Annotated in this window: 16 protein-coding genes and 1 pseudogene; 4 read left to right on the top strand and 13 right to left on the bottom strand. The window is 73.0% G+C overall.

The window, feature by feature from the left end; all coding sequences use genetic code 11:
* Positions 1–62: 62 nt before the first annotated feature.
* The 6 genes from H1A17_RS19685 to H1A17_RS19660 form a co-directional block, all read right to left on the bottom strand.
* The gene (locus H1A17_RS19685) at positions 63–1,097 is read right to left on the bottom strand and encodes a glycoside hydrolase family 11 protein (RefSeq protein ID WP_145918219.1); all 1,035 of its coding nucleotides are present in this window, start codon (positions 1,095–1,097) and stop codon (positions 63–65) included.
* Between the two features lie 481 nt (positions 1,098–1,578).
* Positions 1,579–2,262: a DUF5825 family protein gene (locus tag H1A17_RS19680; protein WP_194822603.1), complete on the bottom strand. Its 684-nt coding sequence runs from the start codon at positions 2,260–2,262 to the stop codon at positions 1,579–1,581.
* A gap of 11 nt (positions 2,263–2,273) precedes the next feature.
* Positions 2,274–4,244: a RiPP maturation radical SAM C-methyltransferase gene (locus tag H1A17_RS19675; protein WP_194822602.1), complete on the bottom strand. Its 1,971-nt coding sequence runs from the start codon at positions 4,242–4,244 to the stop codon at positions 2,274–2,276.
* A gap of 244 nt (positions 4,245–4,488) precedes the next feature.
* The gene (locus tag H1A17_RS19670) at positions 4,489–6,306 is read right to left on the bottom strand and encodes a prolyl oligopeptidase family serine peptidase (RefSeq protein WP_145918222.1); all 1,818 of its coding nucleotides are present in this window, start codon (positions 6,304–6,306) and stop codon (positions 4,489–4,491) included.
* Positions 6,303–7,613 carry an MFS transporter gene (locus tag H1A17_RS19665; protein WP_194822601.1) on the bottom strand — a complete coding sequence of 437 codons (1,311 nt, stop codon included), beginning with the start codon at positions 7,611–7,613 and terminating at the stop codon, positions 6,303–6,305. The genes H1A17_RS19670 and H1A17_RS19665 overlap by 4 nt, the downstream gene beginning before the upstream one ends.
* 453 nt (positions 7,614–8,066) lie before the next feature.
* Positions 8,067–9,359: a hypothetical protein gene (locus tag H1A17_RS19660; protein ID WP_145918224.1), complete on the bottom strand. Its 1,293-nt coding sequence runs from the start codon at positions 9,357–9,359 to the stop codon at positions 8,067–8,069.
* Positions 9,360–9,707: 348 nt separating this feature from the next.
* On the opposite strand from H1A17_RS19660, the gene H1A17_RS19655 reads away from it, so the two are divergent.
* Positions 9,708–12,128 (top strand): tetratricopeptide repeat protein, encoded by a 2,421-nt coding sequence (locus H1A17_RS19655; RefSeq protein ID WP_309236815.1) that lies wholly within the window; start codon positions 9,708–9,710, stop codon positions 12,126–12,128.
* Positions 12,129–12,195: 67 nt separating this feature from the next.
* On the opposite strand, the gene H1A17_RS19650 is transcribed toward H1A17_RS19655, so the two are convergent.
* The 4 genes from H1A17_RS19650 to H1A17_RS19635 form a co-directional block, all read right to left on the bottom strand.
* Entirely contained in the window at positions 12,196–14,331 is a 2,136-nt protein-coding gene (locus H1A17_RS19650; protein WP_370517008.1) for a CotH kinase family protein, read from the bottom strand.
* Positions 14,322–15,161 carry a polyphosphate polymerase domain-containing protein gene (locus H1A17_RS19645; protein WP_194822599.1) on the bottom strand — a complete coding sequence of 280 codons (840 nt, stop codon included), beginning with the start codon at positions 15,159–15,161 and terminating at the stop codon, positions 14,322–14,324. Before H1A17_RS19645 ends, H1A17_RS19650 begins: the two co-directional genes overlap by 10 nt.
* Entirely contained in the window at positions 15,158–15,760 is a 603-nt protein-coding gene (locus H1A17_RS19640) for a DUF4956 domain-containing protein (protein ID WP_194822598.1), read from the bottom strand. Before H1A17_RS19640 ends, H1A17_RS19645 begins: the two co-directional genes overlap by 4 nt.
* Before the next feature lie 329 nt (positions 15,761–16,089).
* On the bottom strand, positions 16,090–16,917 hold the full coding sequence (locus tag H1A17_RS19635) for a DUF72 domain-containing protein (protein WP_228543859.1): 828 nt from the start codon (positions 16,915–16,917) through the stop codon (positions 16,090–16,092).
* A 211-nt stretch (positions 16,918–17,128) separates the two neighbouring features.
* Between H1A17_RS19635 and H1A17_RS19630 the strand changes: the two genes are divergently transcribed.
* Positions 17,129–17,857 carry a Clp protease N-terminal domain-containing protein gene (locus H1A17_RS19630; protein ID WP_145918229.1) on the top strand — a complete coding sequence of 243 codons (729 nt, stop codon included), beginning with the start codon at positions 17,129–17,131 and terminating at the stop codon, positions 17,855–17,857.
* Between the two features lie 124 nt (positions 17,858–17,981).
* On the opposite strand, the gene H1A17_RS19625 is transcribed toward H1A17_RS19630, so the two are convergent.
* Positions 17,982–18,500 carry a hypothetical protein gene (locus tag H1A17_RS19625; RefSeq protein WP_145918230.1) on the bottom strand — a complete coding sequence of 173 codons (519 nt, stop codon included), beginning with the start codon at positions 18,498–18,500 and terminating at the stop codon, positions 17,982–17,984.
* Between the two features lie 230 nt (positions 18,501–18,730).
* Positions 18,731–18,931: a DNA repair protein gene (locus H1A17_RS19620; RefSeq protein WP_145918231.1), complete on the bottom strand. Its 201-nt coding sequence runs from the start codon at positions 18,929–18,931 to the stop codon at positions 18,731–18,733.
* 198 nt (positions 18,932–19,129) lie between these two features.
* Between H1A17_RS19620 and H1A17_RS19615 the strand changes: the two genes are divergently transcribed.
* Both H1A17_RS19615 and H1A17_RS19610 read left to right on the top strand, forming a co-directional pair.
* Positions 19,130–19,792, top strand: coding sequence for a GNAT family N-acetyltransferase (locus H1A17_RS19615; protein WP_145918232.1), 663 nt, complete (start codon positions 19,130–19,132; stop codon positions 19,790–19,792).
* A 368-nt stretch (positions 19,793–20,160) separates the two neighbouring features.
* Entirely contained in the window at positions 20,161–20,502 is a 342-nt protein-coding gene (locus H1A17_RS19610; protein ID WP_145918233.1) for an STAS domain-containing protein, read from the top strand.
* A gap of 161 nt (positions 20,503–20,663) precedes the next feature.
* Here H1A17_RS19610 and H1A17_RS19605 read toward each other — a convergent pair.
* A pseudogene (locus tag H1A17_RS19605) lies at positions 20,664–21,142 on the bottom strand (glycoside hydrolase family 3 protein); the annotation flags it as partial.

Here is a 21,142-nt window from a genome sequence, read left to right as displayed (position 1 = left end):
GGGCGGTCCCGGTGCCACCGGGGCCGCCCGCCGCTCGCGATGCGCTCAGGAACTGGTCGGGGTCAGGCCGTTCGACAACTGACCGTCGGCCAGGTCCAGTTTCCGTTCGCCATGATGGTGATGCCGAAGTTGTTGCCGTTGCCGTTCGGCCTGGCGGTGACGGTGCCGCTCGTGCCGCTGACCGAGGCGTTCCAGCTGTTCTGGATGCTCTGGCCGCCGTTCAGCCCGAGGCTGACCACCCAGTTGCTGGTGCCGCTGACCGCGACGTTCAGGTTGAACCGGTCACCCCACTGCTCGGCGGCCGAGAGCACCGCGGTGCAGTTGCCGCCGGAGGGCGGGGTGGTGGTCGGGTTGGCGGTCGGCCCGCTGGTCGGGTTGCCGCCGCTGCCCTCGCGGACGGTGATGTCGGAGCTGCCCTGGCTCTGGTAACCCTCGGTCGCCATGATCTGGTAGCTGTGGTTGGTGCCAAGGTTCAGGCCGGCGCGGGCCCAGGCGTCGAAGTGGTTGGCGGTGGTGATGGTGCCGCTGCTGCGCTTCTGCTGCCGGACGCTCCAGTACTGGTAGAACGTCTGGTTGCCGTCGATCGACGGGGCGTTGACCCGCAGGCTGCGCAGGATGTCGTAGGTGCCGCCGTCGGTGGTCACCGTGCCCATCCGGGTGGCGCCGCTGCTCGGGTTGTAGCTGCCGAAGTTCTCCACCACGTAGTACTCGATGAGCGGGTTGCGGGTCCAGCCGTACAGGGCGAGGTAGGTGTTGTTGTTTCCCGGGTTGTAGCTGCCCGAGTAGCTGACCGTCCGCCGGGTGCCGGTGGCCCAGCCCTTGCCGCCGACCCAGTTGTTGGTGCTCCGGTCCCAGCTGCTGCTGTAGCGGCCGTCGGCACGCAGCGTCATGCTGGCGTTGCCGCTGTCCTTCCAGAACGAGAAGAAGTAGCCGTTGTGCGTGCCGGTGAGGTTGGAGGTGAGGGTCCGGTCGTTCTCGGCGTACGCGTTGGGCGAGGCGATGAACGTGCCGGTGACGGCGAGCGCCGCGGCGCACGCGGCGCTGAGCAGCAGCCGCAGGCGACCGCTCCTTCGCGGTCGGGTCGAGGTGTCGCTCATGTACGTGTTCCTCCTCGTGACAGCTGGCGGACGCCAGCGACGCGGTACGACCCGGTGGACTGTCCGTGGCCAGGTGCGGCAGCCGGTCATTCGGTGTGTGCCACCACGCGGTGGTGGGCCGGTCGTCCAGCAGAACCGGGGGGACGGGTCGCGGTGGGTGGTGTCGACAGCATCGAGTGCCGTCGATGGCGACGGTAGGGTGTCGATGCTCCGCCTGTCAACAAGTTTCGGAAATCTTCCCGAAACATCGCCTTGAGCAGCGGTTGGATGCGGGGCGGATTTCGACGGGTTGACGTCGGCTGTCACCGAGATGGGCCCGCGAGGGGCATGTGTTAAATCGGCCGCAAGGGGGCCGCCTCCCCTGTATACCCGAAACTTTCGAGAATCGCCAGCCGGGCTGATCGACAGGCTCTGAAACGGGACCGCCCGCCCACCGGCCCGGGGTCGCGGGCGGTGGACGGGCGGGTGGAGCGTCGGTCGCTCAGATCACCATCGACGGCAGGGGCCACCGGCGCAGCCGGTGCGGCAGCCACACCAGCAGCTCGCCGATCTTCGTGACCAGACCCTCCGCGCCGAAGTCACGGGCGATGGCGAGGTCGACCTCCGTGACGGCGGCGCCGTCCAGCAACTGGTCGAGCACCGCCAGGTAGGCCGGATCGTCGATGGTCAACAGGTTCAACCGACCGGAGCGGCGGTCCCGCACCTGGACGAACCCCGGCCCCCGACGGTAGGTGCACTTGTCGAAGTAGAAACCCCTGACCCAGGCATCGAGCTGCCCGGCCGGGTCACCCTCGCCCCCCGGCGGAGGGAGCAGCTCGACCGGCGCCCGCAGGTGGCTGTACGGAAGCCACTCGTCGGCCTCCACGCCGGGCAGCCGCAGCCGCCAGTCGACGGCGATGCCGTGGCTGGTCAGCTCCCGGACCAGCACCAGGCGGCGGACCGTGTCGACGGCCGTCGCGTCGTTGCCGGTGACCGTCAGGTCCACCGCGTCGGGCAGGTCGACCCGGCGGACCCCCTCGGAACGCCAGCGGGCGACCGCGTCGGCGGCCGGCTCGCTCAGCTCGGCCGGACCGAGGGTCATGCCGGGGATGGACAGGACTGCCGGGTCGTGGTCCCGGGCGAGACCGACCAGGATGGGCCGCAGACCGGCGTCGGTGGTGGACACGTTCCCTCCCCTCAGACCGCGGTGAGCACGGCCGGCGCGCCCGCCTCGGCGGCGGCCCTGGTCTCCGCGGCTTCGCGTTCCAGGTGCAGGTGGTCGATGCGCAGCAGATCCTGGTTCATCGCCTGCGGGGCGATCTGGATGAACTGCCCGGCGTCCTCGTAGACCAGGCCGAGATCGCGCCAGCGCTGCAACAACGCCACCAGGACCGGCTCGTCGACCGACAGCCGTCGGCTCAGCGCGGCGATGCTGTGCGGCTGGTCGAGCTGCCGGAAGACGGCCAGTTCGACGGGGTCGGTCAGCCGCAGCACGTGCCAGTCGAAGTGCTTGCGCCGGCTGACCAGCACGATCTCGTCGCCGAGGTCGTGGTGGGTGAGCCGGCTGCGGGCGTACTCGTGCTGCCACTGCGTGACCGCCCGGTCCAGCCGGTCGGCCGTCTCGCCGTCGATGCCCTGCGGCGGGACGTCGAACAGGTACGCCAGGTCCATCAGCTCCGACTCGGGCAGGTCGTAGATCAGCCGGTACTGCGCCGCCGGCCGCAGATCGGTGAAACCCAGCTCGGGACGGACGAAGAACGGGCTGAACCGTTCGATGGCGATGCGGGTGCTGCCGTCGGCCGGGCACAGGTGGTGCAGCGCCGGCATCTGCTCGATGACCGGCAGGTAGTCGGCGTCGGTTTCGCCCGGGAACCCGTACAGGTAGTTCCAGGCGATGGTGATCCCGCTGGTCTCGGCGTCGCGCAGCATCCGGATGTTGAGGCAGCCGCTGACCCCCTTGTCCATCAGCTTGAGCACCCGGCTGCTCAGGCTCTCGATGCCGGGCTGCACGCTGACCAGGCCGGCGTCGGCCAGGGCCTGCACCTGCGGGCCCTTCATGTTCGACTTGATCTCGTACTGCAACCGCAGGTCGTAGTCGGACTCGGTGAGCCGGGGCAGCAGCGACGTCACGTAGCTCATGTCCAGGATGTTGTCCACGACGAACATGTCCAGCACCTGGTGCCGCTCGACCAGCTCGATGATCTCGTCGTAGAACCGGCCCGGGTGCTTGCTGCGGAACTGCATGAACGACCCGTTGAGGCCGCAGAACGTGCAGTGGTGCTTCTCGCCCCACCAGCAGCCCCGCGCGCCCTCGACGACCAGCCGGGGCTCGACCCAGTTGCGGGCCCGGGAGGCGGCCAGCCGCTCGAAGTAGCCCCCGTAGTCCGGGGCGACGATCTCGGCCGGCGGCAGCGGCTTGCTGCTCATCGGGTTCGCCACCGACCGGCCGTCGGCGTCGGCCCAGCACAACCCCTCGATGCCGGCCAGCGCGTCCGTCGGCAGCGTCGCGCCGGCCGCCGGCAGCGCCGGCACCGCGCCGGCCGCCGGCAGGGTCGCGTCGATCGCGGCGAGCAGCCGGGGGAACACCGCCTCGCCCTCGCCACGGACCACGTAGTCGACGAACGAGAAGTTGCGGTGGATCGCGGCGCCCTGCTCGCCGTCGCAGTTCGCGCCGCCCATCACCGTACGGATGCCGGGGGCCCGCTTCTTGACCGCCCGGGCGGTGGCGAGCGCGGCGGCGTTCTGCTGGAACGTGGAGGTGAAGCCGACCACGTCGGGTTCCCGGGCGACGATCCGGTCGGCCAGCTCGGCGACGAACTCCGGCGCCAACCGGTGCAACTCCAGGTTCAGCGCGAGTTCCCGCTCCGTCATCTGGGTCCGGACGCGGTCGGTGAACTCTTTCACGCGCCATTGCGGATCGTCGTACAGGGCGGAGGAGAAGACCCAGTCGCCGCAGCCGGCAAAATAGGTGAACAGTGAGTAGTAGTAATAGTCGCTCAGCCCGAACTCCGTCCGGTCGACCACCCAGTCGACGAAGTCGAGATTCGCGTGGACGGCCTCCACCTCGGCATCCGGCAATTTCTGGCGGACACTGTTGGTGAGGATTCCAATCGCCAACGAGGGGACGTCGATGGAAGTCCAGGGCGTATTGACCAGCAGAACCCGCACGTGAACTCTCCTTTCTCGTGATGGCCGGGCCGGATGACGGGATACGGGGCGCGGGCCACCTGCCTGGGCGGATGGCCCGCACCCCGTACGGCCGCTAGAAGCTGACCTTGACCGTGACCGTGACCGTGACGTTCGAGGCCCGAAGCTGGTCGCGGTTGCCGTTGATCGGGTCGTTCTCGACAACGTTCTTGCGCATGTCGTTCACCTCCTCTCCGGATCGCAGGGACCGGGTCACGTGCCGGGGTCAGCCCACCGGGCGCGCCATCGCGAGCGCGACCGGGGTGCCTTCGTCCTGCACGCCGTCGAAGTGCCGCTGCATGAACAGCAGCACGGTCTGCATCAGAGCCAGGTGGCTCTGCGCGTCGAAGTCCTCGTGTCCGGCCCGCCGCCGGACCACCTGGTGCGGGATGCGGCGCTCGGCCAGCAGCCGCGCGTAGTGCTCCACGGGCGCCGGCGGGCACTGCACGTCACCGGTGGAGACGGCCAGCAGCACCGGCGCCCGGACCCGGTCGACGTAGGTGACCGGCGAGGACCGGGCGTAGCGCTGCGGCACCTCGTCCGGGGTCCCGCCGAACAGCAGCACGTCCAGCGCCCGGACCGCCGGGGTGGCCGCCTCGAACGCGGCGACGTAGTCGGCCACCGGGCTGATCGCGATCCCGAGCCGCCACAGCTCCGGCTGCCGACCGAGCGCGAGCAGGGTCAGGTAGCCGCCCCACGAGGTGCCCCACAGCGCGGTGCGCCGGTCCTCGACGACCCCCTCGGCGACCAGGTGGGCGCGCACGGCGGCGAGGTCCTCCAACTGGGTGAGACCGACCCCGGCGGAGAAGTCGTTGCGCCAGGCCGCGCCGTACCCGCTGGAGCCCCGGTAGTTGACCCGGACCACGGCGCACCCGGTGCTGACCAGGATCTCGACCAGCGGGTCGTAGGCGTCGCGGGCGTGCTGGAAGGGTCCGCCGTGGACCAGGAAGACGGCCGGCCGGGGGCCTTCCCGGTCGGCCGGGAGGGCCACCAGGGCGGGGATCGGGCCGCCCGGTCCGGGCACCCGGATCTCCTCGCGGCGGTAGTCCGCCGGTGCCGCGACGGCGTCCGGCCCACCCGCGTCGGTCCGACCGCCGGGGTGCTCCGGCAGCTCCACCCCCCGCACGGAGCGCAGTTGCGGCGGGGTCACCGAGTCGGTCCACACGTACGCGACGTCACCGTCCGGCCAGACCGCGGCGTCCAGGACGCTGCCCGGCGGGGTGTCGACCGCCGTCCGGGTGCGGGCGACGAGGTCCACCTCGTGCAACAGGGTGCGGGCGTGCCGGTCCTGCCGGACGAGCAGCCGCCGCCCGTCGGGGAACCAGCCGGCGGTGATCTCGGTGTCGAACCGGCACCACCCGTGCCGGACCACCCCCTCGGCGGCGGTCCAGGTGGCCGGGAGGTAGCCCCCCTCGTCCTCGACCACCAGCAGCAGCCGGGCCGGGTCGACGCCCGGTGCGAAGCCGAGCGCCCACACCCGACGGTCCGGCCCGCCGCCGATGCCGGCCACCCGGGCACCGTCGGCGGTGAACACCGTGACCGCCGGGTCGGTGGCGGCGTCCCCGCCGACCACCAGCAGCCGCCCGGCCGGGTCGAGGTCGACCAGGTAGGCGTAGCCGCCGACGTGGACGCGTTCGCTGACCCGACCGTCGCCGGTACGCAGGAAGACGGTCATCCCGCCGTCGTCGGAGAGGCCGACGGCGGTGGTGCCGTCGGCGGCCATCGCGATGCCGGCGTGCCGGGCGGGCAGCACCGCCGGCAACGCCTCGACCGACCGGTCGGGCCGGTCGAAGTCGCAGGTCCGCCAGGTGCCCACGCCGCCGAGGTCGTCGTCGAACCACCAGATGGTGGCCCCCGCCGGGTCGAGTGCCGCCCGGATCGTGCCGGCCGGCCGGTCGGTCACCTGCCGGGCGGTGCCGGTGGCCCGGTCCCAGGCCAGGATCTCGCAGCGGCCGTCGGCGTCGCCGACGTAGACGGCCCGGTGCGGGGCGTGTTCGGCGACGACCGGCAGCGCCGGGTAGAAGAGCCGGTGGCCGCGACTCATCGGTGGGCCTCCTCGGGGTCGGGGCTGGCCCCGGCGTCGCCGTCGGCGGGGTCGGCGGCGTCCTGGCCGGTGCCGGCCGTCGCGCCGGAGCCGGTGCGGAGTCGGCGCACGACGAGGGTGGTGTACGTGGCCAGCACCGCCAGCGCGGCGGCGAACACCAGGGCGACCGTGGCGGGGCTGTACCAGGCGACAAGCACCCCGGCCAGCAGCGGTGCGGGCGTCTGGAGCACCTCGCCGACGGTGCCCATCACGGTGGCCACCCGACCCTGGAGCGCGTCGGGCGTCAGCGCGATCACCCGGGACTGGAAGATCACCCCGAGCAGCGGGCTGAGCAGGAAGACCAGCCCGAACAGCAGGCCGTAGCTCCAGGTCTGCCGGGCCTGGGACATCGCGACGACCAGGGCGACCATGACCCACGAGGCGAACACGATGACGGTGACCGGCCGGACCCGGCTGAAGATCATCGGGGCGGCCAACGCGCCGGTGAGGCCGCCGACGCTGGCGATGGTGAGGATCAGGCCGATCGACGCGGCCGGTGCGCCCTGCCGGCCGGCGGTCAGGATGGCGTAGTAGACCAGCGCGCCGAAGGTGACGTTGATGCCGGCCGCCCAGATCGTCACGAAGCGCAGGAACGGCTGCCCCCAGACGAACCGCAGCCCCTCCCGCAGGTCGGTACGGAACGAGGTGCGCTGGGCGCGTTCGGGGGTGAGGTCGGTGCGGATGGTGGCTACCAGCACCGCCGCGACCAGGTAGGACACCACGTCCGCCAGGAACGGCAGCCAGCGCGCGAGTTGGTAGAGCGCGCCGCCGAGCAGCGGGCCGGCGATCCGGGCGGCGTGGTTGCGGGCCTCCAGCCGGGCCAGCGCCTTCTGGTCGTCGGCGGGCAGTAGCCGCCGGATCGCGCCGGAACCGGCCGCCTCGTAACCGCTCTGCGCGACCCCCTCGACGAACGCGGCGGCGGCCAGCAGCCCGAGGGTCGGCACGCCGGCCGCGACGGAGACCAGGATCGCGGTCATCGCGCCGGCCGCGACCAGCAGCGAGACGACCATCATGCGTTTGCGCGGCAGCCGGTCGGCCAGCACTCCCGCCACCGGCGCGGCGACGAGTCGACCGGTGAGGGCCAGCGCGCCCACCAGTCCGGCCGCCGCCGGTGACCGGGTCACGGCCAGGGTGACCAGCGGGAGCACGATGCCGGTGGCCTGCGATCCGATCTGGTCGATCGCCCCGGCGATCCAGTAACGGTGGAAATCGCCGCCCCGGTGGGGGTTCTCGCCCGGCTTCACCGCTGCGGTGGGGGTGGCTGTCATAGCCTCGGCCGCACAGTTTCCATGTTTTTCCCAAATCTGTGTGCGAGGTCTGTCGGTAAGAGTTCGCGTGATCCGGGTGACAATTTTGATCCCCAATGGGGGGCGGGGTGTGTTCGAGGCTAACAATGTCGTGTGCGGAAAGCAAGGATTCAAATGCGGCCAGTTATGGCGGTTAATCGGTTGTGGGGATGATGGGCGGCTTGTGCGCCTCTGTCAAAGAATCTGCACTACGCACCGAACCTCCGACCGGCCCGGGTGCCGGTTGTTTTCCATCCAGTGGGATTCGTCGTTAATTAGTGACGCATGACGATGTCACAAGATGCTGCCGTCCTCCCGGTCGACGATTCTGTGAATCCTGTCCCGACCAGGTGACGACGAACGGGTGGACCGGCGCACGGGGTCGCGCCGGTCCACCCTCCTCCGCCAGCCCCCGTCGACCGGGGACCAGGTCCGTCAGCCGAGGATCACGCCCGAGGCGCCGACGCCGGCCAGCCCGGAGAAGATGTCCTCGTAGTACATCCGCCAGGCGCAGACCCGACCGGTGGGCCGGTAGCCGGTGCAGGCGGTCGCCGCGCCGCCGTCGTCGATGGCGGTGTTGGTGCCGGTGGCCCAGACCTGGAGGGTGTTCGCCGGGTTGACGATCTCCACCGGGCCGCCGCTGTCGCCCTGGCCGACCGCGTTGGTGCGGGTGGTGTTCTCCGCCTGCACCTGGCCGCAGACCGTGCCGAAGTCACGCACGTTGATGCACAGGTTCCGGGCCTTGACCTGGATCGAGCACCGGGTCCCCGAGTACGCCCCCGAGGTGCAGACGAAGTTGCCGACCTGGCTGGCCTGCGCGCCGATCACCTGGTTGCTGAACTCGCTGACCACCGCGCCGTTGGCGTCGGTGCTGTTGTTGAAGACCCGACCGCCCGAGCTGCCCGACAGCAGCAGGGTGTCGGTGCCGGCGTTGCGGGTGCCGACGATGCCCATCGACTGCCCGGTCGGGTCGGTCGCGGCGTTGTTGATGTTGCCGCAGTGCGCGGCGGAGAGCATCCGTGCCGCCCCGCCCTGGAAGACCCCGAAGCCGGTCGAGCAGCCGCCACCGGTGGTGGCGTTGCGCCACGCGCCGCCGCCCCACCACGGCGCGGTGTCGTCCCACCGGGTGGCCGGAGCGGCGGAGATCCCGGTCTGGACGGTCACCGGGACGCCGGCCATGCCGGCCGCGCCGAGCAGGCCGTTCTGGGTGCCGACGAGCAGACCGGCGCCGTCGGCCCGCGGCCCGACCGTGGTGAACCGGTCACCGGCCGAACGGCGCAGCTTGGCCGCCGCCACGTCCAGCTCGCGCCGGCTGTACGCGGCGGGCAGCACCTCGGTCGGCACGGTGGCCCGGCTGGTCGCCACCAGGCTGGCCGGTGCCTCGCCCTTCCAGTAGACCTGTAGCTTGCGGGTGGTGGGGTCGGCGACCACACCGGCGAAACCGGACTTCGCGTCGCGCTGCGCGATCTTCGTGATCCGGGCGGCGGCGGTGTTCATCCGCTGCTGGAGTTCGAGCAGTTCCTTCCAGGAGGCGAAGCCGCCCGGCACCGGCGTGCTGTCGATGAACGACCCGGCGGTGGTCGCCTTGCCCCCGGCGGCGGGAGCGGGCGCGGCGGTGGCCGGTACGGTGGCCACCCCGGCGACGAGCATGGTGACGCCGAACGCCGCGGCGGCGGCCCGGCGCAGCAGCCCGGTCGACCGCAGCACGGTCGGTTGTGGACGAGACATACGTACCCCTTCCCCAGGGTTTCTTGGTGCGGGCCTCAACCCGCCCTGGGGACATTGGCAGGTGCCGGGGGTGTCCGGCGGCGCATCCTGGACACCGCCGGACACCCCCGGACAGCGCCGGACGGACGGGGGACGAACGCTGGGCGACGCGGCCCGGCGAAACCGGGCCGACATGGAACTGTCATACATCGGCGGTCGCCTACCCGACGCTGTGCCGCCGGTCCTACCCTCCCCCTGTCGGCAATCCGGGGCGACGGATGGCCGGGGGGTGGAGGCCGCATGTCCGACCAACGGGTACCTTCGGGCGTACCACAGGGGATGAACGGGGCAGCCCGTCCGGCGTCCCCGGTGTCCCTACTGGACACCGGGGTACACACCGTGCAGGAACTGGCCGCCCTGCTGCGTCAGCTCCGCCGCCGGGAGGCCCGGCAACAGGGTGAGACCCCGCTGACCTACCGCCAGTTGGCGGCGAAGACCGGCTGGTCGCGGGGCGTGATCGGGGAGTACTTCGCCGGGAACATCCTGCCCCCGCCGGAGCGCTTCGACACCCTGATCCGACTGCTCGGGGCCAGCCCCGCCGAGCAGGGGGCGTTGGCCACCGCGCGGGACCGGGTCGAGGAGCGCCGCCGGCTCGCCAGCCCGGAACACACCTCCACCGGCCGGGCCGGTCGCGCGGTCGTCCGCTCCCGGGTCGGCGGCGGCCGGGCCGGCACACCGCCGCCCCGGCTCCCGGTGCCGCGCCAACTGCCCCCGGCGCTGCCCGGCTTCGTCGGCCGGGCCGCGCAGCTCGCCCAACTCGACGCCGGCTGTGCCGGCCACGGCACGTCCGGCGGTGGCGAGTCGACCACCACGATGACCCTGTCCGGTACGGCTGGCGTCGGCAAGACGACCCTGGCGGTGCACTGGGCCCACCGGGTCGCCGACCGCTTCCCCGACGGGCAGCTCTACGTCGACCTGCGCGGATTCGACGCCACCGGCGCGGTGGTGACGCCCGCCGAGGCGGTACGGGGTTTCCTGGAAGCCCTGGAGGTGCCGCCCGAACGGGTCCCCACCCACCTGCCCGCGCAGGTGGGGCTCTACCGCAGCCTGCTCGCCGGCCGACGGATGCTGGTGCTGCTGGACAACGCCCGCGACGTCGAGCAGGTACGGCCACTGCTGGCCGGCAGTCCCGGCTGCCTGTTCCTGGTCACCAGTCGCAACCGGCTGGCCGGCCTGATCACCGCCGAGGGCGCCCGGCAGATCGCCGTCGATCTGCTCAGCACCGCCGAGGCGTGGCAACTGCTCGCCCGGCGGCTCGGCCCGGACCGGTTGACCGTCGAACCGCGGGCGGTCGACGAGATGATCGAACGTTGCGTACGGCTGCCGCTGGCGCTGGCCGTGCTCGCCGCGCGCGGGGCGGCGCACCCCACGTTCCCGCTGGCCACCATCGTCGACGAGCTACGCGAGTCGCCGCGCCTGCTGGACTCCTTCGACGGCGGGGACACCGGGACGGACGTGCAGTCGGTCTTCTCCTGGTCGTACCGGAACCTGACGCCTGCGGCGGCGCGACTGTTCCGGCTGCTGGGCTGCCATCCGGGGCCCGACGTCGGGCTGGCCGCGGCGGCGAGCCTGGCCGGCCTGCCCCGCAGCCAGGTGTCCCGGCTGCTGGCCGAGCTGGCCCACGCCCACCTGGTCACCGAGCACGCGCCCGGCCGGTTCGTCGCACACGACCTGCTGCGGGCGTACGCGGGGGAGTTGGCCGAGAACCTCGACCCGGGCGAGGACCGGCGGGCGGCGGTCCGGCGGGGACTGGACCACTACGTGCACACCGCCCACGCGGCGGCGCTGCTGCTGCAACCCGGCCGCGACCCGGTGGCCCTGGCCGACCCGTTGCCCGGGGTGCACCCCGAGGAGCCGACCGACCACGGGCGGGCGCTGGCCTGGTTCACCGCCGAGTACCCGGTGCTGCTGGCGGCGGTCACCCACGCCGGACGGCACGGGTTCGACGGTCACGCCTGGCAACTGGCCTGGAGCCTGGTGGATTTCCTCCAGCGCCGGGGCAACTGGTCGGACCTGGCCGCCGCCCAGCAGAGCGCCCTGGCCGGGGCGCAGCGGGCGGGCGACCGGCCCGGGCAGGCGAACGCCCACCGCGATCTCGCCCGGGTACTCAGCCGGCTGGGCCGGGTGGACGAGGCGGTGGAGCACTACCGGGAGGCGTTGATCCTGTTCGGCGCGCTCGGTGACCACACCGGTCAGGCGCGTACCCACCGGGCGTTCGGGGCGATGCTCGACGGGCTCGGCCGGCACGCCGAGGCGCTGGGGCACGGGCAGCGGGCGTTGGCGCTGTACCGGGCCGCCGGTCACCCGGCGGGGGAGGCCAGCGCCCGTAACGCGGTCGGCTGGGCGCACGCCCAGCTCGGCCAGTACGGGCCGGCGCTGGAGCACTGCGCCCAGGCGTTGGCGCTGCTGCGTCCGACCGGCGACCGGCACGGCGAGGCGAACACCTGGGACAGCCTGGGCTTCATCCACGACCGGCTCGGCCACCACCGGCAGGCGATCCGCTGCTACGGCCAGGCGTTGGCGCTGTACCGGCGGATCGGCGACCGGTACGACGAGGCGGACACCCTGACCCGGCTCGGTGCGACCCGGCACGCGGCGGGCGACCCCGAGGGCGCGGTGCGGACCTGGCGGCGGGCGCTGGACATCCTCGACGGGCTCGGCCACCCGGACGCCGCCCGGGTCCGGGAGCGGCTGGACCGGGCCACGACCGGGACCGTGGCCGAGGACTGACGACCCGGTGGCACCTGGCACCGGCGGCGGAGGCCGGCCGGTGCCAGGTGGCCGGGCGGGCCCGAGGTCAACCCGTGGTGCAGCTCGGCACCGGGACACCGGGGCTGCCGGTGGACGACCCGAGGAACCCGAACGAGGTGCTGACGCCGGCGGCGAGCGAGCCGTTGTAGGCGACGTTGCGGGCGGTGACCGTCGTGCCCTGGCTGGTCACGGTCGCGTTCCAGGCCTGGGTGACCCGCTCGCCGTTGGCGTACGCCCAGGTCACGGTCCAGTTGCTGATCGCCGAGGCACCGGCGGTGACCCGAACCTCGCCCTGGAACCCGCCGGTCCACTGGCTGGTCACGGTGTACGTCGCGGTGCAGCGAGCGGCACCCGGGGGCGGGGTCGTGGTGGGTGGCGGCGGGGTCGTCGTCGGCGGTGGGGTGGTGGGGGGCGGGGTGGTCGGGGTGGGTGACGGGGGCGGGGTGGTGACCGGGCCGCCCCAGCCGGCGGTGGAGTCCAACCAGGCCGCCCGGCGCAGCATCCAGTCCCGCATGGCCTGGACCTGGCCCTGCCAGGTGGACGCGGTCGGGGTGTAGAACGGGCCGACCATCGGCGCGGTCAGGTTGGGCCAGCGCTGGAAGTTGCGCTGCGCGGCGTTGGTCAACGGTGCGGCCAGCGCGTTGATCCGGGTCTGTAGGGCGGTGTCGGCGAGCAGGCCCCGGCGCAGCGTCTGCCAGCGGGACCGGAGCTGGTTGACGAAGGCCGGGTCGCGCACGAGTTGCGGGAACCAGTCGTTGGCCAGCGGCTGCCGGGTCTGCTGGTACTGCCAGCCGGCGATCTGGTCGTTGCCGAAGTAACCACCGACGCCGAAGGTGAGGTCGTAGTCCCACAGCGGGCCGGCGAAGATCTTGGTGTCGCGGTCCTTGTAGAAGTACGCGCTGCGGATGTAGGAGTCCATCTCCCGGCTGAGCTCGTTGAGGACCATCTGGTCCACGAACGAGTCGACGTCGATGTACTTCCGGTAGCCGGTGACCGGGTCGGCGGAGTTCGCCGCCCGCAGCACGTCGTGGAACTCCTGGACGTAGCCGCGCAGCCAGTCCCGCTGGGGTGCCTGCAACGGTGACGGGTCGCGCACCTCCAGGTAGTTCCAGCAGGTCGCCGCCGCACCGGTGCAGGTCAGCGTCGGCTCCTCGGCGGCCAGCCACTCGAAGCTCCAGATGTACCCGCCCTGGATCTTGGGCAGGGTCAGGTCGTCCTCGTCGAGCTGCTTGAGGTCGAGCCGGTTCTTCGAGTTCTTGATCGTCTCCACCAGCATGTAGACGCCCATGTAGTCACCGGCGGCCACCGGGGCGGCGTCGGTGTTCAGGTAGAACTCCACGAACCGGTACCTCGGCGCCGGCATGCCCATCTCGCGCCCGAGATCGTAGACGAGCGCCTCCCGGATCAACGCCTTGTCGCTGAACGGCCCGCGCAGCACCCAGTCGGAGTCGGCCGGCATGCCCAGCACCGGGTAGTCGGCGTCGTCGTTGTCGTTGCCCCGCAGCTCGACGCGGTACGGCGTCTTCTCGAACGACGCCGACGACTGGCCGCGCAGGTGGAACCCGGCGCGGGTGGCGACCGTCGGGGTCGCGGCCAGCGAGGTGGTGCCACCGCCGCCCGGCTCGAAGACCATGGCGGTGGCGTCGAGGTACTCGCGGCCGGGCTTGCCGGCGCCGTACGAGTCGAGCAGGACCACCGGCAGGTCGTGGGCGGTGGAGACGTTCTGGGCGACGTACATGGCGGTCCCGGGCGCACCGGAGGCGGTCTGGCCGACGAATGCCTGCCCGCGTAGCTGGGTGGTCCGGGTGAACCGCAGCGGTGTGCCGGCGTACAGCGGCGACTGCGCGGTGGGCAGCCGGCCGTCGGTGGTGTAACGGACCTGCGCGCCGCCGATGGCGGTGCTCAGCGACACCGTCACCTCCCCCTGGAAGGTGCCGCTCGGCCGGGAGAAGACGATGTCGCCGACCAGGTCGTCCGCCGCCCCGGCGGCGGCGACGGCGTCGGCGGCGGAGGTGTCCAGGCCGGTGGTGACCCCGGCGCGGGCGGGGGGCGGGGCGGCGGTCGCGGCGGGCGGTCCGGCACTGGCCTGCGCCGTGTGCGGCACGAGGAGCCCGGTGAGGAGCATGGCCACGGCCGCGATCCCGACGGTGCGTCGGGTGGGCGTACGAACGGTCAGACGCACGATGTCTCCTGGGTGAGTCGGGGGATGGTGGTGGGCGCCGGTGCCGGCGCCGCCGACCCGGTGGCGTCGCGGAAGTGGCGGCGCAGCGTCCGCCGCCACGGCACGTCCGGCAGGTCCGGTCGCAGGGCGGCCAGGCCGGTCGCGTACTTCGAGATGCGGGCGGGTCGGGTGCCGCGCTGCCACAGCAGCCGGTCGACCGGGCCGGCCGCCGACCGGGTCTTGGTCTCGACCACGGCGACCCCGGGCAGTCCCAGGGCGCGCCGGTCGTCCTGCCAGTGCAGGTCGGTGTCGATGGTGACCCGGCTCGCGGTCGCCGGCAGCAGCAGCGTGGTACGCCGGTAGCCGGTCACCAGCACGGGTTCGAGGTGACCACCGGCGGGGGCGGACCGGATCGACTCGCGGTCGAGCGCCTCGTCGACGAAGTCCCGCCCCGACCGGACGGTGCGACGGTCCTCGCAGCGGTAGGGCAGCCGGTGCTTGGTGACCAGCCCCCGGGCTCCGCTGATCTTGACTTCCAGCCAGCACTCCGCCGAGTCGAGGTAGGTGCGGGTGCGCACCTTGAAGCGTCGCCGCCGCCGGTACGCCGCGCAGTGGTAGCTGGCCAGGCACGGGGTGTCGAAGTACACCGATTCGTAGCGGAAGGTGCGGGTGCCGCCGATGTCCAGCACCCGGGCGGACGGGGCGATCCGGTCGAGCAGGCCGGGCAGCTCGTCCAGCGGGACGACGTACTTGCGGTCCACCCGGCTCTGCAGCGCGGCCCGGTCGATCAGCTCGGCGAGCCCGACCGGGGGCAGGTCGGCCAGCGCCGACGCGAACGGCGGCGGGGTCATCGACGTGCTCCCGCCGGCACCGGCGGACCGGGGGTGGACGCCGGGGTGCGGCGGGCCACCGAGTAGCGCACGTCGACCACGGTGGTCTCGTTGACCAGGTCGACCCGCTGGGCGGTGGCGACGTGCACCCGGGCGTTGAGCAGCTGTTCCAGGTGGGCGACGAGGGCGACGTGGTCGGTGACGGCCGAGTCGAGCACCAGGATCTGGTGCCGGTAGTGCCGGAACACCCGGCGGTGGTCGCCGAGGAACATCACCGCGACGATGAGTGCCATCAGGCCGCCGTTGAGCCAGACCGAGCGGGTGCCCAGCGCGCCGAGGATGCCCAGCGCGAGCGCCGAGAAGTAGTACGCCACCTCGTGCTGGTCCAGTTCGGTCGAGCGGAGCCGGATGATGGACAGCACCCCGAACAGGGCCATCCCCAGCCCGAGCCCGGCACCGACGTTGCTGGCGCTCAGGGCGCCGGCCACCGCGAGGACCCCGACGTTGACCCCCAGGTAGGCGACGACGAGGTCGCGGCGTCGATGTCGGGGGAAGTAGAGCCCGAACACGAGCAGCGCCACCGCGCAGATGTCGATCGCGAACAGGACGACCTGCGTCATGTCTCTGGTTCCTCCCGGCTCGTCGGCGTGCCGGTCCGGCACCGCCTGCGTCAGCCCGGGGAGAAGCCACGGCGGTCAGCCGGAGCCGATCATCTTTTCGGTAAACTTTCGGTTACTCTTTCGGAACTGTAGGCATAACATTGAGAAACGTCAATCAGTGTTCTGCGTGGGTGACATGGTGAGACGCTGATGAGACTCCTGCCCCGGGGTGGGGGAGGGGGCTGAGGGGAGCGCGCTGGGCAGGGCGTCCGGGTCGGGAGCCTCGAAACTTTCGGTGCCGACCGGCGCGGGGTGACCCGGACCCGCCGGGGGCGGGCGCGGGGCGGGGGTCAGAACAGGGTGAGCGGCCCGGTCGGGATCGGTTCGGGCAGCGCCGCCAGGGCGGGCACCCGGGCCCGCACCTCGTCGTGGAACCGGCGGGCGAGCAGCGGTGCGTCGGCGTTGTCCGGGGTGTGCACGAACATGGTCGGTGAGCGGCCCTCCCGCAACCAGTCGGTGGTGATCTCGACCCAGCGCTGCCAGCCCTCGACGGTCTCCGCCTCGGCGTCGCGGCCGAGGTACCTGACGATCGGCCGGTCGGTCAGCGCTGCCGTCCGCAACGGCAGGCGGGGCTTCTTCGTCCACGCCTCCCGTTCCGCGTCACTGGTCGGCGGGGTGCGGAAGAACGCGGTGGTGTCGAAGGGCACCCACTCGGCGGACGCCTCGGCGAGCACCCCCTCCAGCAGGCGCGTCGCGCGAGGCTCCAGGAAGAACGCGGGATGCCGGACCTCCACGGCGTACCGGTGTCCTTCCGGCAGTCGGCGCAGGAAGTCGGCGAGCACGGGGACGTCCGTCGGGGTGAACGACCCCGGCAGTTGGATCCACAGGGCGTGCGTCCGGCTGCCGAGCGGGGCGATCGCGTCAAAGTAGGACCGGAGTGGCGCGTCGACGTCGACGAGCCGCCGTTCGTGGGTGACCACCTTCGGCAGCTTGAGGACGAACCGGAAGTCGGGCCCGGTCTGCCGGGCCCAGGACTCCACGGTCTCCCGGGCCGGGGTGGCGTAGAACGTGGTGTTGCCCTCGACCGCGTCGCACCAGCCGGCGTAGTGCCGCAGTCGCTCGTGCACCGGCAGCGGGTGGGCGATCAGCCGCCCCTGCCAGGACCGGTGGGTCCACATCGCGCAGCCGACGTGCAACCGCATGCTCCCGATCCTCCCGCAACGCCACCCGACCCGTCCGATCGCCGCACGCTATCGGAGCGCCGGCGGCCCGCCCGGGGCGGGTGCGGTGGGGGATCGACGGGTCGCCGGGAGCGTCGGTACCCACCCCGGGGGTCGCGATCGTCAACTTCCGGTTGACGATCCGGCAGCGTCAACCTATGGTTGACGCATGACGGAATCCACTCAGCTTCCGCACCCCGTCCGCCTCGACGAGCTGATCCAGGCCATCAAGAAGGCCCGCCCGGACGCGCTCGACCAACTCAGCGACGCGGTGCTCGTCGCCGACCACCTCGGCGACCTCGCCGACCACCTGATCGGCCACTTCGTCGACCAGGCCCGCCGCTCCGGAGCCTCCTGGACCGAGATCGGCAAGAGCATGGGGGTGAGCAAGCAGGCCGCCCAGAAGCGCTCCGCCGCCAAGGCCGACGCGGCCGCCGCCCTGGACCCCAACGCCGGCTTCAGTCGCTTCACCCCGCGCGCCCGCAACGTGGTGATCGCCTCGCAGGAGGAGGCCCGCAGCGCCGGCAACGCGGAGATCCGCCCGGAACACCTGGTGCTCGGCCTGCTCGCCGAACCCGACGGCCTCGCCGCCAGGGCCCTGGTCGCCGAAGGACTGGGCCCGGACGCCGTCCGGGAGGCGGTCGCCGCGGCGCTGCCCGCCGCGTCCGACCAGGTCCCCGACCTGATCCCGTACGACGGGCAGGGCAAGAAGGCCCTCGAACTCACCTTCCGGGAGGCGCTGCGGCTCGGGCACAACTACGTCGGCACCGAGCACATCCTGCTGGCGCTGCTGGAACTGGAGGACGGCACGGGCGTGCTGTCCGCACTGGGCCTGACCAAGGACCGGGCTGAGGCCCAACTGGCTGCCGCCCTCGCCGGCTTCGCCGACGGCAGGTAACAGCCGCGCCGGGTCGCCGGAGCGACCGACGCGGCCACAGGACCGCGACCGGCGGGACCCGTGGGCCGGCCGGCGCGGCGGGCCAGGGCCGGGCGCGGCACCGGGGGCGCGCCCGGCCGGCCGGTCAGTCGTCGGTGGGGAAGCCGTAGCGCAGCGCGTGCTCCGGGTCGGCCGGGTCGATCTGCCGGATGCCGGCGTCGGCGAGGCGCTTGTTGACCTCGTCGAGCTGCTCGCGCACCAGCCGGGCCTCCTCCTCGGTGACCCGCCCCCGGTGCGGCTTCCCGGCGTGGTCCAGGGTGCCGTAGTCGATCTTCTCGGCGCTCTTGCGGGCCTTCGGCGGGCGGACCCGCTCGGCGGTACGCAGCAACTGGGCCATCGGGGTGTCGGTCGCCATCGCGTCGAACTCGCTGGCGGTCAGCACCACCCGGCGCGGCTCCCCACCGGCGTGCCGGTCGTGGATCTCGACCACCGCCACGTCGAGCGCGGCGTCGTCGATGCTCTCCACCTCGGTCACGGTGGCGTCCAACCGCACGGGCCCGGCCACCAGGTCGGGGTGCTCCAGCACGACGACCCGGACCACCTCGTCGTCGGGACGCAGCACCGTGCCGCTGAAGTCGGAGACGTGGATCGTCTTCTTGCCCATGCGCTGCGGTTCTCCTGTCGCTGGCCGGAATCGACCACAAGACGCTACCCGACAGGTGTGCGAACGCCCCGGCCGGACACCCCGGTCGGACGGCCGGCGCGTGACGGAGCCGCCGGCCGCCGCGCGGTGGCACCCCGCCGGTCGACGCGGTCGTGGGTCGCCGGTCCGGGCGCTCCGCCGGTGGCCACGGGGGACGGACCGGGGCCGTCGTCGCGGGCGCGCCGAACCGGTCAGTGGGCGGTGAGGCCGCGACGGGAGGAGATGCCGGCGGGGAGGGTGTTCAGCTCACCCCAGGACAGCCGGGCGTTGACGCCGCGACCGCACCGGGCCTCCCGGTAGCGCGGCTGGGCCGGAAACCGGCCGGCACCCCCCGCCGTGTTCCACAGTCGCGCGCTGTCCTGCTGGTACCGCTCGTTCGGCTGCATGGGCATGGCCATTACCGTCCCAAAGAAAGGTGTCCATGTATGGAAATAGATATGACGCACGGTCGATGGACCGGGTTCCGGTGAGGCAGCTCACGGTCCGGTTCCCCCTCTACCCATGACGCGCTCCCGGCAACCGGACGTCGGCCGGGACGGCCCGGCGTACCGTGGATCATGGAGTGACCCACGGGGTGAGAGGGGCGGGCGGTGCTGGACCGGCGGCTGTACCTGCACCTGGCGACCTGGCTCGGGCAGTGGCCGGCGCCGCCCGGCCTGCACGTGGTCGGCTCGTGGCGGCGGGCACGTCCGGCCTGGGACGGCCGGGTCCGCCCGGCAGTCGCGGTCCGGGTCGCCGGCAGCACCGTGCTCTCCGTGCCACCCGGGCTGGTCGCGACCGTCCGGGAGCTGGCCGCCGGACCCCGGTCCGCGCTGTACGCGGCGCTGCCGGCGCTGGTCGGGCAACCCGCCTGGGTGGCCCACGACGACGTGTTCCGGTGGTGCCTCGCGCCGGCCGCGTTGCCCGACGTCGGCGTCTGGACCGCCCCCACCGCCCCCGACCTGCCACCCTGGCTGCACCTGTTCGACCGCGAGGTGCTCGTGGTGCGCGACGCCGACGGCGGCTACCTGGCCGGCGTCGGCATCAAGCGGCACGACGCGTACGGGCACGAGCTGGCCGTCGGCACGGTGCCCGCGGCGCGCGGCCGGGGGCTGGCCCGACGGCTCGTCGCGCAGGCCGCCCGCCGGGTGCTCGACGAGGGGGCCGTTCCCACCTACCGGCACGACCCGGCGAACACCGGTTCCGCCCGGGTCGCCGAGGCGGCCGGGTTCGCCGACCGGGGCTGGTCGACGTACGGCGTCTACCCGCCGTGAGGCGGGGTCGGTGTGCGGGTGGGGCCGGTGTGCGGCGCGGACCGTGGATCCCGGGCCGGATCCACGGTCCGCTGCCTGCCCCAGGCCCCGCCGTGACCGGTGTCCGCCGGCCGACCTCGGTGTCGGTCACGCTACGTACTTGGATGCCCGCTCGGCAAGGGGTGGCCGGCGGGTCGACTCTGTCCAGTAATGGACTTGAACTGGAGTTATGGAGATGCTCGCCCGCGAAGCCTGGTGACGCAACGTGCTCGTCGCCCGGTGCGGAGGCTGCCCGGCAGAGCGGTGTCAGGGGTCACCGGTAGGGTCGGGCGTCGCGGCGAGAGCCGGCGCGCGGTCGGGGACGGCCGGTTGGCCAGGAGTGGACGGGTATGCAGCTGCCGACGCCGGGCGAGGGGCACGGGCGGGTGGTCCTGGCGCCGGTGGGTGACCTGGACATCGCCACCGTCCCCGGGCTGCAACGCGACCTCGACGAGGCGCTGTGCCGGCCCGGTCTGTTGGAGATCGTCGTCGACCTGACGGCCGTCACCTTCCTCGACTCGACGGGGGTGGCCGCGTTGCTGCGCGGGGCGGCCGAGGCGGTCGGCCGGGGAGCCACCCTGCGGCTGGTCGACCCGCAACCGGTGGTGTCCCGGGTCCTGCGGATCACCGCGGTCGGCCGGCTGCTCGGCCTTCCCGACGACCACGGCGACCCGGCCCCCTGGCGTCGCTGACCGCTTCACGAGCTGACCGCTTCACGAGCTGAGCCTCACCTCGCTGACCGCTCCGGTCCCGCCCGGGGAGCGGCCGGCACCGAGGCGGACCGGTCAGGTGCGGTGCCGGTGCGGCGGCCGGGTGTTCCGCCCAGGCCTGCCCGTCCGGCGGGGACGGCGCGTCAGCCGGTCAGGCCGAGCACCTCCGCCGCCGCGCGGCCGTTGGCGTGGCTCGCGCCGTAGGTGGTGACGAAGGCCCGCACCCCGGCCGGCCGCCACCGCCCCGGCCAGCCCATCTCCACCACCGTCACCGGATGCGTCGCGGCCAACGCCCCGACCAGCGCGGGACCGCCGGGCAGCCGGTGCAGGTGCCGCCCGACCAGCACGATCGGCCGATCCCCGGCGAGTCGCCGTACCGTGGCCGGGTCGACCTCGGTGGCGACCACCCGGAGCTGTTCGACGCCGGCCAGGTGGGGGCCCAGCCCCCAGGGCACCCGGCCCTCGGCGACGGTGGCGGCGGCGTACACCTGCACCACGAGCGGCCGTGCCGGCGCGGTCGGGTCGCCCTCCACCCGCACCGCCCGGCGGGCGGCCCGGTACCCGAGACCGACCTCGACCGGGCCGGCGGGACCGGCCGGGCGGGCGGCACCGGTCCAGGCGG

It is taken from the genome of Micromonospora sp. S-DT3-3-22, from assembly GCF_015354745.1.
Lineage (GTDB): Bacteria > Actinomycetota > Actinomycetes > Mycobacteriales > Micromonosporaceae > Micromonospora > Micromonospora wenchangensis.
This window is presented reverse-complemented; position numbering and strand designations above follow the sequence as displayed.